This is a genomic window from Fuscibacter oryzae, assembly GCF_016765795.1.
In the GTDB taxonomy this organism is placed as follows: domain Bacteria; phylum Pseudomonadota; class Alphaproteobacteria; order Rhodobacterales; family Rhodobacteraceae; genus Fuscibacter; species Fuscibacter oryzae.
Genome location: NZ_JAESVP010000004.1, coordinates 38,969 through 51,980 on the forward strand (window position 1 = coordinate 38,969; position 13,012 = coordinate 51,980).

General features: G+C 61.8%; 10 protein-coding genes and 2 tRNA genes. 6 read left to right on the forward strand and 6 right to left on the reverse strand.

Annotation, left to right across the window (positions count from 1 at the left end):
- Positions 1-21 precede the first annotated feature (21 nt).
- Both proX and JI744_RS08375 read left to right on the forward strand, forming a co-directional pair.
- Positions 22-1,002, forward strand: coding sequence for a glycine betaine/L-proline ABC transporter substrate-binding protein ProX (gene proX / locus JI744_RS08370; protein WP_202659490.1), 981 nt, complete (start codon positions 22-24; stop codon positions 1,000-1,002).
- Between the two features lie 61 nt (positions 1,003-1,063).
- Positions 1,064-2,014, forward strand: coding sequence for a GlxA family transcriptional regulator (locus JI744_RS08375; RefSeq protein WP_202659492.1), 951 nt, complete (start codon positions 1,064-1,066; stop codon positions 2,012-2,014).
- 111 nt (positions 2,015-2,125) lie between these two features.
- On the opposite strand, the gene JI744_RS08380 is transcribed toward JI744_RS08375, so the two are convergent.
- The 5 genes from JI744_RS08380 to JI744_RS08400 form a co-directional block, all read right to left on the reverse strand.
- A complete protein-coding gene (locus JI744_RS08380) occupies positions 2,126-2,695 on the reverse strand; it encodes an RBBP9/YdeN family alpha/beta hydrolase (RefSeq protein WP_202659503.1) in 570 nt (189 codons plus the stop codon).
- A gap of 110 nt (positions 2,696-2,805) precedes the next feature.
- Positions 2,806-3,279 carry an Lrp/AsnC family transcriptional regulator gene (locus tag JI744_RS08385; RefSeq protein ID WP_202659505.1) on the reverse strand — a complete coding sequence of 158 codons (474 nt, stop codon included), beginning with the start codon at positions 3,277-3,279 and terminating at the stop codon, positions 2,806-2,808.
- Positions 3,280-3,619: 340 nt separating this feature from the next.
- Positions 3,620-7,006 (reverse strand): AAA domain-containing protein, encoded by a 3,387-nt coding sequence (locus JI744_RS08390; protein WP_202659507.1) that lies wholly within the window; start codon positions 7,004-7,006, stop codon positions 3,620-3,622.
- Positions 7,007-7,336: 330 nt separating this feature from the next.
- Positions 7,337-7,412 (reverse strand) — tRNA-Lys (locus tag JI744_RS08395).
- 86 nt (positions 7,413-7,498) lie between these two features.
- Positions 7,499-7,574: transfer RNA gene (locus JI744_RS08400), tRNA-Lys, on the reverse strand.
- Positions 7,575-7,670: 96 nt separating this feature from the next.
- Here JI744_RS08400 and dapF point away from each other — a divergent pair.
- The 4 genes from dapF (at position 7,671) to JI744_RS08420 (ending at position 12,015) form a co-directional block, all read left to right on the forward strand.
- The gene (gene dapF / locus JI744_RS08405; RefSeq protein ID WP_236019344.1) at positions 7,671-8,516 is read left to right on the forward strand and encodes a diaminopimelate epimerase; all 846 of its coding nucleotides are present in this window, start codon (positions 7,671-7,673) and stop codon (positions 8,514-8,516) included.
- Positions 8,513-9,766 (forward strand): tRNA (N(6)-L-threonylcarbamoyladenosine(37)-C(2))-methylthiotransferase MtaB, encoded by a 1,254-nt coding sequence (gene mtaB / locus JI744_RS08410; RefSeq protein WP_202659519.1) that lies wholly within the window; start codon positions 8,513-8,515, stop codon positions 9,764-9,766. The genes dapF and mtaB overlap by 4 nt, the downstream gene beginning before the upstream one ends.
- A gap of 72 nt (positions 9,767-9,838) precedes the next feature.
- Complete coding sequence (gene accD, locus JI744_RS08415; protein ID WP_202659521.1) at positions 9,839-10,750, forward strand: acetyl-CoA carboxylase, carboxyltransferase subunit beta; 912 nt, start codon at positions 9,839-9,841, stop codon at positions 10,748-10,750.
- A 26-nt stretch (positions 10,751-10,776) separates the two neighbouring features.
- Entirely contained in the window at positions 10,777-12,015 is a 1,239-nt protein-coding gene (locus JI744_RS08420) for a bifunctional folylpolyglutamate synthase/dihydrofolate synthase (RefSeq protein WP_202660436.1), read from the forward strand.
- Here JI744_RS08420 and JI744_RS08425 read toward each other — a convergent pair whose 3' ends face one another.
- On the reverse strand, positions 12,016-12,999 hold the full coding sequence (locus JI744_RS08425) for an NAD-dependent epimerase/dehydratase family protein (protein WP_202659523.1): 984 nt from the start codon (positions 12,997-12,999) through the stop codon (positions 12,016-12,018).
- Between the last annotated feature and the right edge of the window lie 13 nt (positions 13,000-13,012).

A 13,012-nucleotide genomic window follows, 5' to 3' on the forward strand; every position in this document is an offset into this window, starting at 1 on the left:
AAAACAACTGGGAGATATCGAATGAAACTGTTCATGACGACCGCCCTGGCGCTGGCCCTTGCGGTTCCCGCCTTCGCGCAGGACAAACCCGGTGAGGGCGTGACTGTGCGCCCGATCCTGCCGGTGCAGATCGAAGAGCATTTCCAGCACGAGATCCTGTTCCGCGCGCTGGAAGATCTGGGCTATACCATCGCCGAGCCGAACGAGGCCGAGTATCAGACGATGATCCTGGCTGTCGGCGCGGGGGATGCCGACTTTACGGCAGTTGAATGGCGCACCCTGCATGACGGCTTCTATCAGGAAGCTGGCGGCGATGCGGTGATGTCGAAGGTCGGCCACTATATCGAAGGCGCGCTGCAAGGCTATCTGATCGACAAGAAAACCTATGACAGCGGCATCCACGACCTGAGCCAACTGGCCGACCCGGCCGTTGCCAAGCTGTTTGACGCGGATGGCGATGGCAAGGCCGACCTTGCCGGCTGCATTCCCGGCTGGGGCTGCGAGCGGGTGATTGAAACTGGCCTTGACGCCTATAAGCTGCGCGACACCGTGACCCACAATCAGGGTGCCTATCAGGCAATGATCGCCGACACGATGGCGCGCTTCCAGAACGGCCAGCCGATCCTGTACTATACTTGGACCCCCTATTGGGTTTCGGGCGCGCTTGTCCCCGGTCGTGACGTGGAATGGCTGAGTGTGCCCTTCACCGCGCTGCCCGATGGGGCCACCGGCAACACCGAGTTCAACGGCAAGAACCTGGGCTTTGCGGTGGACGAAATCGGCATTATCGCCCGCAACGACTTTTTGAAGGCCAACCCGGCTGCGGCAAAGCTGTTCGAGGTTGCAAAGCTGGACATCAACGACATCTCGGCAGAAAACAAGATGATCGCCGATGGCCAGAATTCGAATGACGACATCAAGCGTCATGCCGATGAATGGATCAAGGCGCACCAGGCTGATTATGACGCCTGGCTGGCTGCAGCCCGTGCTGCGGCAAAGTAAGTTGGGCTGACAGACCTTGGGGGCCGCCTTCCGGGGCGGCCCCTTTTTTATGGAGGAAGACATGACCGGACCCCAGCATTTCACCTTCTTCCTTCTGCACGAATTTACCCACATCGCCTTTTCCTGCGCATTGGAGCCGCTGCGGATTGCCAATCTGGTTTCCGGCAAGCCGCTCTATCGCTGGACCCTTGTCAGCGAGGATGGCAAAACCGCCACCTGCTCGAACGGCTCGGTTACACTGACGCAGGCGGGGCTGGAGCCTACGCGCCATACCGACCGATTGTTCGTGATCTCGGGTGTCGATGTTCAGACCCACACCACAGGCCCTGTCCTGAACTGGCTGCGGCGTGAACGGGCGTCGGGCACGCCCCTTGGGGCCATCTGTTCCGGGGCCTATGTGCTGGCCAAGGCCGGGTTCCTCGATGGGGTTGAGACATCGGTTCACTGGGCTTGGCATGACTTGTTTCAGGAAGAATTTCCCGAGGTTCGCCTGGTCCGCAATGTGTTCTGCGCGCGCGAAAAGATTATCACCGCCTCTGGCGGGACGGCCGCGGCAGATCTTATGCTGCATCTGATCGGGCGGGCGCATGGTGCCGATCTTGCGACCGAAGTTGCCGACCAGATGGTTTACAACGCCGTGCGCGAAGGAACTGCGGCGCAGCGCGTATCAATCCAGTCCCGGCACGGGATGCGGAATGAACACCTGAAACGCGCCATTGCCATCATGGAATCCAGCATCGAAACCCCCCTGTCGCCCAGTCTGATCGCCGAAGACCTGGGCATATCGACCCGGCAGTTGGAGCGGTTGTTCGCGCGCTACCTGAATTCTACCCCCAAGCACTATTTCATGGAGATGCGACTGAACCGGGCACAGAACCTGCTGGTGCAGACCGAGCAATCGGTAACGGAAATCGCCATGGCCTGCGGTTTTCAATCCACCTCGCATTTCTCCAAGGTGTTTCGGGCGCATTTCGGCACCTCGCCGGTGTTTCAGCGCGCCAAACTTGCTTAGGACGTAGCGTTCTGGCCTGTATCGGGCCGCGAGTTGGGCGACATGCGTGCAAGGCTTGGAGGGGTTAAGCGCAGGCATCCATGCCCGGTCGCCACCAAGGCCGGTGCTGCGTTAGAAAGCCATCCTTTGCTCTGCCTGCGCCGGAATCAGCCTTGTCGGCGATGGTTGCAACAGGTTGTCGCGCAGAGCTTTGCCCTGAGGCCAAGGCCCGAAACCCGACGCCACATTGATGTGGCCTGCATGACCCGCGTCGATCAATTCGCTGCCCCAGGCCGCGGCCAGATGGCGGGCGCGATCAAACCGCATCCACGGATCGTTCCGGCTTGCGACCACGTTGGTTGCGATATCGAAGCGCGGTTCCGGGATCGGGCCGAAATGGCCGATGCGATCATTGCCCATTGTCTCGGCCGGGGCGACCAAAAGGGCCGCCCGCACCCGCAGTTGCGGCCAGTTTGCCAGCAGCCGGGCGATCAAGACCGCCCCAAGCGAATGACCGACAAGAATGCAATCCGGGTGATGCAGGATCATCGAGGCCAGATCGGCCTCCCAGACCGCAGCAACAGGGTGGCTGGGCTCTGGCAGTTCCACCATCAGTGACCTGGGGTCTGTCGCCGCCCACCAGTGCTGCCAATGTGGCGCGGCAGAGCCATCAAGGCCGGGGACGATCAGGGTTTTGGTCATGTCATGCCTCCGGGTGCTGTTTGCGGGTCTCATATTAATCTAGCAAGATTATCGTGATTTTGGTTCCCAAAGACAGCTATGGAAAGGGAAGCTCATTCTCTTGGATGGGCCTAGCGCGATAGGGTATCGACCGGATAGGCGGTGGTGAACTTCATCCGTTCCATCGCAAAGTGGCTGGTGATGTTTTTGATCGGCACCGCATCGGTCAGGCGTTTGTAAAGCCTGTCGAATGCGATCATGTCGGCAACGGCCACGCGCAGAAGATAGTCGATCTCACCCGCCATGCGGTAAACTTCCATGATTTCGGGGATCGCGTCTGTGGCCTTTGCAAAGGCCTCGCGCCATTCGGCGGAATGGTCGGGTGCCTCAATGCCAACGAAGACCGTCAGGCCAAAGCCAAGCTTGGCCGCATCGGCCAAGGCCACGCGACCGGTCAGCACCCCGTTCGCTTCCAGCTTCTGGATACGCTTCCAGCAGGGCGTTTGCGACAGGCCCGCCTTGTCGGCAATCTGGGCGACGGGAAGTGTTGCGTCCCGCATCAGTTCTGCCACGATCTTGCGGTCAATCAGGTCCAGGTCGGTCATGGTCAGCTTGCCTTTCTTGCCCGGTTGCGGGGGCCGCAGATAAGAATGCACTAAATCAAAATAAAATCTACCGTCTTTATCGTGTATGTGTGATCAAAAGGAAAGAGAATGGTTCCTTCGCGTTCCTACGATGCTTTCTGCCGCCAAGCAGCCCAGCCTAGATCAAGGCCAGGCAAGGTTGCCTGCTGGGATGCCCAATCCGCTGCCAGACAGCGACATGCCAGAGCCTGGACTGGGCGGGCACTTCCAACACTTGCCAGCACACTGGCACCTGCCTTGGCGTTGCGGCAAAAGCGCGTGTCAAAGCTCAATCCCGCGCGCCACTTCAATCTCCTCCTGATCACTTGGCGCGACTTTTCAGATCTTGCCTGGTCATTTGAATTTCGGCTTCCACATATGCCCCCCGATAGACATACGAGGTCTCGTGGCGGGCATACTGGCCGTCACGGTCCGCACTCAGCCAGTTGAAGGACCCCACGCAAAGAAGATCATCGTCCACCGCAACGATTTTGCTGTGCAGCTTTTCCAGACGATGAAGCGATATGCCAATCTGCCTTAACGCCTGCTCGGCTTCATCGATCTGCCTGAGTCCTTCCGGCAAAAGGTCGGCGTTCAACAAAGGGTCGGCGTAGATGTCGATCACCGCACCTCGTGCGGCGGCAGACTGCAAACCCTTCAAAATCCCCGTGCGCTGCATCGTGCGCAGCTTGATCCAGGGACTGACGATCAGATAGCGGCGGGCATTGCCGGACAGGGCGTTCAACAGGAATGTATCATGCTCGGCGGCATCGCGCAGGCTTTGCAGTTGACGATCACGCTCTTGCAGGTCGGGACGAGGTGCCGGATGAAAGTCCAGTTCCCGGCCCGGACGATCAAGAAAGGCAGACAGCAGTGCGCGCGGTGACCCCGGCACAGCCTTTGCCATCAGGTCCATATCGCCAAACAGCAGAAAGCTGTCTTTGGCGCGCGACACCGTAACATTCAACATGCTGGGCGAGGCATCGATGAAGCCGCCATCGCCATGTTTGGAATAGACCGGCGAAAAGATCACAACCGGGCGTTCTGCGCCTTGTAGCGCATGGACAGTGCCGATTGTGATGGCTGCTTGTCCCGCTACACTGATCTTGTGGCCAGAGCAGGCAGCCCGCAGCGCACGAACCTGGGCGCCAAAGGGGGTAACGATGCCCACGATCTGCTCTATCGGGCGGCCATAGCGGTTTTCCAGGGCGGTGCGATTCTGGGCGATCCAGGCGGCGATGGTTGCAGCTTCTGTCGGGTTTGACCGGCTGTTGCCCGCGCGCGACACTTTTCCGTCGATGTGAAGGTATCCCATGGCGGGCAAAGGTGCATCCAGCGGCGCGGCCCCGCGCCTGGGACGCAGCTTGCCCTTGTAACAAAGGGCGTTGCTGTAACCAATAATCTCGTCATGGCAGCGGCGATGCTCGAATAGCCAGAGTCCGGGGTCCAGATCTGGCCAAGGCGAAACCCGGCATGCCTGTTGTGCAAGCTGCATGGCGCTGCCCGTGGTGGTGCAAAGGCCGGTGGCGGCCAAGGCCTGAATGTCCGCCTCTGTGCCCAGCAGTCCGGTTTCGCGCAGGTTTCCAAGGTCGACGGCGCGGGGCACGGTCGAAATTGGCTCGATCTGTCTGGTGTCCCCGATAACGAGCGCACGTTTCGCCAAAGAGAAGGCGGCACCTGCGACCTCTGGCAAGACCTGACCTGCTTCATCCATGATCAGAAGATCGATGAAATTATAGAGATACTTATTGGCCCATTTGTCACCGTCACGGCGGCTGTAAAAGAGTTTGGTTGGCAGGCTGGCAAGCGTGGAAACCGCGCAAGGGGTCAGCATCATGCGCCGATGCCAGCGCGGAACAAGGGTCGCACGGCCCCTCTTGTTCGCCGAAGCGGCGATCTCCGCCAGATCGGCCTCCATCGCCAACAGCCAGCGGCCCTCCCAATAATGTGTGGCCAGACGGAAAAGGTTGAAACGCAGCCCAAGGTCCAGCCGGTCTTCCAGCCCGTCCTCTCCGCCCAGCGCCAGCATTGCCTGATCACGCGCGGATTGGGCGGCGGTCAGTTCGGCGCACAGATCCCGGATGTGCTGAAAGGCCTTCCGTGCGGCGGACACTGCGGCCTCTGCTGTCAGAAGGGCCCTTTTCAAGTGCTGATCGATCTCTGATACCCGCCCAAGTCCTTGAATCCCGGGCAGCCCTTCAAGCGCCAGACGTGCCCGCAAGACGCGCTTGCGCTCCACCCCCGGAATGAAGCTGAACAGGGCAATCAGACTGGATTCCGCAGCTTGCTGTCGATCAAACGCCGCGCGGTGGCGCTGAATGGTGTTGGCCGCCTGTATCTGGGCATCCAGGTCCGCCTGCGCCCGACCTTCTGCCTGTTGAGGAGCCCGCCCCAGACCACTGACCTTGGCGGCAAGTATGGAGAGGTGGGCAACGCTGCGGTCGGCCTCGGCCAATTTGCTCACCTCACGCGTGATGGTGCCTTGCAGTGCCGCCACAAAGTCGGCCACATCTCCCTGACAGTCCGGCCCTTGGCAGTCTGGCAATGCCGCGCGCGCCGCAGTCAGCCAGACTTCTTTTGCCGCCTGAAAACCTTTTACGGTTTCCATCCGGGTCTGGAACTCTTCGGTCTGATATTTTTCGCCAGCGTCCTGCTTGCGAGAGTTCGCGGGCAGAAAGATGCCGTAACTGTCGATGCCGGGCAGCCATCGCCCGGCGAAACGCCCGTCGCCCGACGCGAAATCCTTGCCGAAGGCGTCGATGATATTGGTCACGGCCTGATTGTTAGAGGAGACCGCGACGATCACCGGCGGGTCGCCCCCCGCTACTGCCGCCCGAATCCATAGCCCGGCCACGGCCGACAGCAGCAAGGTGGTCTTTCCGGTTCCCGGTGGCCCGTTGACTGCGATGACCTCACCTTGCGCAGCCGCGTCCAGCCAGGCCAGCACTTGCCGCTGCTGTTCGGATAAGGGGAAGTGCGGGTTGGAATGGCCAAGACGTCGGGCAAGCGATGTTTCCACCACCTTATCCGTGACCGTCCCCTGCGTTGGGCTAACCATTCTTGCCAGAAGGGGCACCTCTGGATGATCGGCAAGAATCTTGTCGTAAAGGTCAAGAATGTTGCGCACCGTGGCCGAGGCGTCATCGGCACGCTCTAGCAAGCCATAGCCGGCAGGACGGTAATCCTGATCTCCCTCGGGCCAACCCTTTGTGACGGCATTCAGCATCTTGCGGCAATGCGCCAAATAGGCGGGCCAATCACAGGGATTTTGCAGCCGGAGCGGCTCTGCCACCAGAAATTCGTCCAGCGCATCAACGGTGCCTATGGAGAACTCGTCCGAGGGCAGCGGAGCCAGAACATCCCGCGCGATCACACTGCGCTGGGGCTGAATGCGCCCCTCGCGGTCGATCTGGGCTGTGGTGACAATGGGCGCCACCAATTCTGGCAGACCATTCCTCATTACCGCACCATGCGACATCCGCCGCGCTGCTACGAGTGGCCAAAGCCGCACCCCGATCGTTTTCGCGTTGGGCTGATCGTGAAACAGCAGGTTGACCGCGCCCAACGGCACCTCGCCACTTTGCAGTACCTCCGGCGAAAGTTCGATGAACCGGCTACGGTCGCGATGGCTGAACTTGCCCTTACCCAGCGCGCCATCGGCCAGCGAGGTGCGCCAATAGCGCAAGACCACATCAAAATTCCGGTTCATAAATAGGGCCTTAGGTCGAGAGTGAAAAAGCAAGAAGATGAACAAGGGAATGTGAGCGTTCGCCCGAAGAATGGCAAGCGCGCCCAGTCTTGATCGAGAGATGCCAAAGCCCTGTAAGTATAGAAGCGATCCAGACTGGGTTTGCAGGCGCAACGGGCATCTGCGCCACAAGGGTGAGCGCCATCGATCACTTTGGCGGGGCATCCAAACGTCCGAATTAACACCAAAAAATCCGCGAAAACACGGATTGAGATAGGTTCATTTCGTATTCGAAGAGTTTTGAGTGTCTTTCCAGACACTTCACGGTCTTGCCTGACAACAATCAGGCGGTGGTGAGCCGGACAGGATTCGAACCTGTGACCCGCTGATTAAAAGTCAGCTGCTCTACCAACTGAGCTACCGGCCCCACGCAGCCGCCCAATACGGAACCTGCGCAGGGGCGTCAACCCCGAATCGGGCGTAAATTCATCGGCTTGATACAGGGGAGACGGATGGTGAGCCGTGAAGGATTCGAACCTTCGACAAGCTGATTAAGAGTCAGCTGCTCTACCAACTGAGCTAACGGCCCATCCGTGGGGCGGGCAATAGTCTGATCACCCGTAAGGCGCAAGGGACAATTTTCTGGCCTCTGGAATCATCAAGGGCACAGGCGTATATGGGGCAAATGACAGACCAGACCCCAGAAACCGGCCTGCGTTTCATGAAGATGCATGGAGCAGGCAATGATTTCGTCGTGATCGACTCGCGCGGGCGGGGCGGGGCGGCAATGGTCACGCCTGCGCTGGCGCGGGCACTGGGTGACCGCAATCGCGGCGTGGGCTTTGATCAGTTGGCAGAGATCCGCGACAGCGATCAGGCCGATTTCGTCCTGGATTTCTGGAACAACGATGGCAGCCGCGCCGGGGCCTGTGGCAATGCCACGCGCTGCGTGTCGGATTATGTGATGGCGGGTGCGGGCAAAAAGGCGATCAGCCTCGTCACTCAGCGGGGCGGTCTGGCGGCGGTGCGTCTGCCGGATGGCCGGGTTTCGGTGAACATGGGGCATCCGCAGACCGATTGGGCCGAGGTGCCGCTGGCCGGGGCGGTTGATACCCTGCACTTGCCCCTGCCGGGCGGCCCGGTGGCCGTGGGCATGGGCAACCCGCATTGCGTGTTCTTCGTCGAGGACGCCGAAGATGTGAACCTGCCGCAGCTTGGCCCGCGCTATGAACATGACCCGCTGTTTCCCGAACGCACCAATGTGGAATTCGCCAGCCTGATCGGCCCCGACCGCCTGCGCATGCGGGTGTGGGAGCGCGGGGCGGGCATCACGCTGGCCTGCGGGTCGGGGGCCTGCGCCACCGCGGTTGCCGCCCATCTGCGCGGGTTGACAGGCCGAAAGGTGGCGCTGGAGCTGGATGGCGGCGTGCTGGAGGTGGACTGGCGCGAAGATGGGGTCTGGATGACCGGGCCGGTGGCCCATGTCTTCGACGGCTGGCTGTCGCCCGACTATCTGGCGCAGAACGCATGACCGCGCCGGTGTTTTCCACGCTGGGCTGCCGCCTGAACGCCTATGAGACCGAGGCGATGAAGGAACTGGCCGAAGCTGCGGGCGTTTCGGGCGCGGTGGTGGTGAACACCTGCGCCGTGACGGCCGAGGCGGTGCGCAAGGCCAAGCAGGAAATCCGCCGTCTGGCGCGCGAAAACCCCGGCGCGCCGGTAATCGTGACCGGTTGTGCCGCCCAGACCGAGCCGGAAACCTTTGCCGCCATGCCAGAGGTGACCAAGGTCATCGGCAACCATGAAAAGATGCAGGCTGAAACCTGGAACAGCCTGCGCGTGCCCGACCTGATCGGCGCGACCGAGAAGGTGCAGGTCAATGACATCATGTCGGTCAAGGAAACCGCCGGTCATCTGATCGACGGCTTTGGCCGGGTGCGCGCCTATGTTCAGGTGCAAAACGGCTGCGACCATCGCTGCACCTTTTGCATCATCCCCTTTGGCCGTGGCAATTCGCGGTCTGTCCCTGCGGGCGTGGTGGTCGAACAGATCAAGCGCCTGGTCGACAAGGGTTTCCTTGAGGTCGTGCTGACCGGGGTGGACCTGACAAGCTGGGGGGCTGACCTGCCCGCGCAGCCTCGGCTGGGCGATCTGGTCATGCGCATCCTGAAACTGGTACCCGACCTGCCGCGCCTGCGGATTTCCTCGATCGACTCGATCGAGGCGGATGACATGCTGATGCAGGCCATCGCCACCGAGCCGCGCCTGATGCCGCATTTGCACCTGTCGTTGCAGGCGGGCGACGACATGATCCTGAAACGGATGAAGCGCCGCCACCTGCGCGATGATGCCATCCGGTTCTGCGAAGAGGCCCGCCGCCTTCGCCCCGACATGGTGTTCGGCGCCGACATCATTGCCGGCTTCCCGACCGAGACGGAGGCGATGTTTGAAAACAGCCTGAAGCTGGTGGATGACTGCGGCCTGACCTTCCTGCACGTCTTTCCGTTCAGCCCGCGCAAGGGCACCCCGGCGGCGCGGATGCCGCAGCTGACCGGCCCGGTGATCCGCGACCGTGCGGCGCGGCTGCGGGCAGCGGGTGATACAGCACTGGCCCGCCATCTGGCCAGCCAGCAGGGGGCGACCCATCGTATTCTGACCGAAACCGCCCGCATGGGCCGGACCGAGCAGTTTACCGAAGTGGCCTTTGCCAGCGATCAGCCCGAGGGCGTGGTCATCACCGCAGCCATCACCGGACAACAGGGCGAACGCTTGCTGGCATGAAGCCGCCGCCGTTGCAATCCTGTCCCCCGGCGGCTATCTGATCGGGGCTGACGTCACGCGAGGAGCGATCCGATGAACTGGATTTCCAATTATGTCCGGCCCAAGATCAACTCGCTGTTTTCGCGGCGCGAGGTGCCCGAGAATCTGTGGACCAAATGCCCCGAATGCGGAACGATGCTGTTTCACCGCGAACTGGCGGCAAACCTGAATGTCTGCTCGAACTGCGATCACCATATGGCGATCAGCCCGCAAGACCGTTTTTCCGCATTGTTCGACACCGGCGTTTTCGTCGAGGTCAAGGTGCCGGAACCCGTCGCTGACCCGCTGCATTTCCGCGACCAGAAGAAATACCCCGACCGGCTGAAAGCGGCGCAAAAAGCAACCGGCACCAAAGAGGCGATGCTGGTGGCCGAGGGCGAGGTGGGCCGTACCCCCATCGTCGCAGCCGCCCAGGATTTCAGCTTCATGGCCGGGTCGATGGGCATGTATGTCGGCAATGCCATCGTGGCGGCCGCCGAACGTGCGGTAAAGCTGAAACGCCCGCTGGTGCTGTTTGCCGCTGCCGGGGGCGCACGGATGCAGGAAGGCATCCTGTCGCTGATGCAGATGCCGCGCACCACGGTGGCCGTGCAGATGCTGAAAGAGGCGCGGCTGCCCTATGTCGTCGTGCTGACCCACCCCACCACGGGCGGCGTGACAGCCAGCTATGCCATGCTGGGCGATGTGCAAATCTCTGAACCCAACGCCCTGATCTGCTTTGCAGGCCCGCGCGTGATTGAACAAACCATCCGCGAAAAGCTGCCCGAAGGGTTCCAGCGCGCCGAATATCTGCTGGACCACGGCATGCTGGACCGCGTGACGCATCGCAAGGCATTGCGCGAAGAGCTGATCACAATTCTGCGAATGCTGACCGGCCAACCCCCGGCGGTTAAGGGCGATTTGCCGCCGCCTGGTGAACCTGCGGTGATGGCGGAAGAAAAGTGACCACCTCTGACCTGATTCTGGACCGGATGATGACCTTTCATCCGAAAATCATCGACCTGACGCTGGACCGGGTGCATCGCCTGCTGGCGGCACTGGACCACCCAGAGCGCAAATTGCCGCCCGTGATCCATATTGCCGGCACCAACGGCAAGGGCAGCACCCAAGCGATGATACGCGCCGGGTTAGAGGCTGCTGGCGACAAGGTTCACGCCTATACCTCGCCCCACCTTGCCCGCTTTCACGAACGTATCCGGCTGGCGGGCGATCTGATTTCCGAACCCGCGCTGACAGCCCTGCTGGATGAATGCGTGCAGGCGAACGGCGGCGAAGAGATCACATTTTTTGAGATCACCACCTGCGCCGCCTTTCTGGCCTTTGCCCGCACCCCGGCAGACTGGACCTTGCTGGAGGTTGGGCTGGGCGGGCGGCTGGATGCCACGAATGTGGTCGATCAGCCGCGTCTGACCATCATCACCCCCGTCTCGCTGGATCACGTCGATTTCCTGGGCGATACCGTGGGCAAGATTGCCGGTGAAAAGGCCGGAATCCTGAAACGCGGCGTGCCGGTGATCGTCGGGCCCCAGACGGAAGAGGGGCTGGCCGTGATCGAGGCCCGCGCCGCCCGATTGGGCGCGCCGGTTCTGGCCTTTGGCCAACAGTGGAGCGTTTGGGAAGAACGCGGGCGGCTGATCTATCAGGACGAAAACGGCCTGTTGGACCTGCCCTTGCCCACCCTGCCCGGCCCGCATCAGATTCAGAACGCAGGCGCTGCGATTGCCGCCCTGCGCGCCTTGGGGCAAGACGAGGCCGCATGTGAAGCCGCCGTCAGCCGCGCTTTCTGGCCAGCCCGTATGCAACGGTTGAAGGTCGGGCCGCTGGTCGATCTGGCGCCCAAGGTCGAACTGTGGCTGGACGGCGGCCATAATCCGGCGGGCGGAGAGGCGGTGGCCACCACTCTGGCCCGGATGCCCGCGCGCGAAACGCACCTTATCTGCGGGATGCTGAACACCAAGGATGTTTCGGGTTACATGCGCCCCCTAGCGGGCCATGCCGCGCGCCTTCACGCAGTATCGATTCCCGGCGAAAAGAACACCCTTCCCGCCGAGGTGACGCGCGATGCGGCCATGTCGGTGGGCATTCCTGCGGTGTCGGCGCAGTCGGTTACCGCAGCCTTGGCCGAGATTGCCGCAACCTCACCCGAGGCACGGGTGCTGATCTGCGGTTCGCTGTATCTTGCCGGGGCGATCCTGCGCGAGAACGGCTGATCATTCGGCGGCAAGCAGGCTCATCACCGGATCGTCCTGAAGGAACTCTGCCGCCAGCAGGCGTTCCAGCCCTTCGTGCAGGGTGAACGGGGCGGCAAATCCGGGCAGCTCTGCCGCCCGGGCAAAGGTGGTTTCGGCACAAAACTTTTCAATACGGGCGGCGTTGACCGGGTGGCCCCGGCCCGTCGCGCGCGCCAGCCTGTCGGCCAGCCGCCCCAGCGTCATTCCCAACGCATAGGAAATGCGCGGCCCGGTGCCCGACCGGCCCGACAGGCGCTGTCGCGCGTGTTCCACAAGCATTGCCATCGTCATGTCGGGACCATCGGCATAGTTGTAAACCGCCAGATCGGGGCGCTGGCCAAGGGTGGCAAACAGGAAGGCCGCGACATTGCCGACATAGGCCATAGACTTGGCATTGGCACCATCGCCGACCATCACGAATTCATTCGCGGCGATCTGGGCCAGCAACCGATGCACATTGCCGCGGTTCCCTTCGCCAAACACAACGGCAGGGCGCAACAGGGTCAGGGACCCGCCAGTCTGCTCCTGCCAGTCACGCAAGACGCCCTCTGCCGCCGCCTTGCTTTGGCCATAGGGCGTATCGGGCGCAACGGGGCCGGTTTCATCGGTTCCCGGGGCTGCGGCCCCATAGACCGCAACGGAAGAGGTGAAAACAATCTGCCCGATGCCCCGCTGCCCCGCCAGTTGGCAGATGTTGCGCGTGCCATCGACATTGGTGCGAAAATACTCCGCCGGGTCGCGCAGGTCATCGCGGTGGGCCGCAGCCAGATGAACCACCACCTGCCCCGACAGGGCGGCAGACAGGGCGTCCGGGTCACGGATATCGGCGATTCGGCTGCGGCTGGAAAATTGGCGGCTGGGCACAAGGTCGATAACCTCAAACTCTTGCCCGGCGCGGGCCAACTGGCGGCAAAACGCCGTGCCGATAAACCCCGCCCCGCCGATAACGCTGATCTTGTCCATGGCCCCTCGTCCT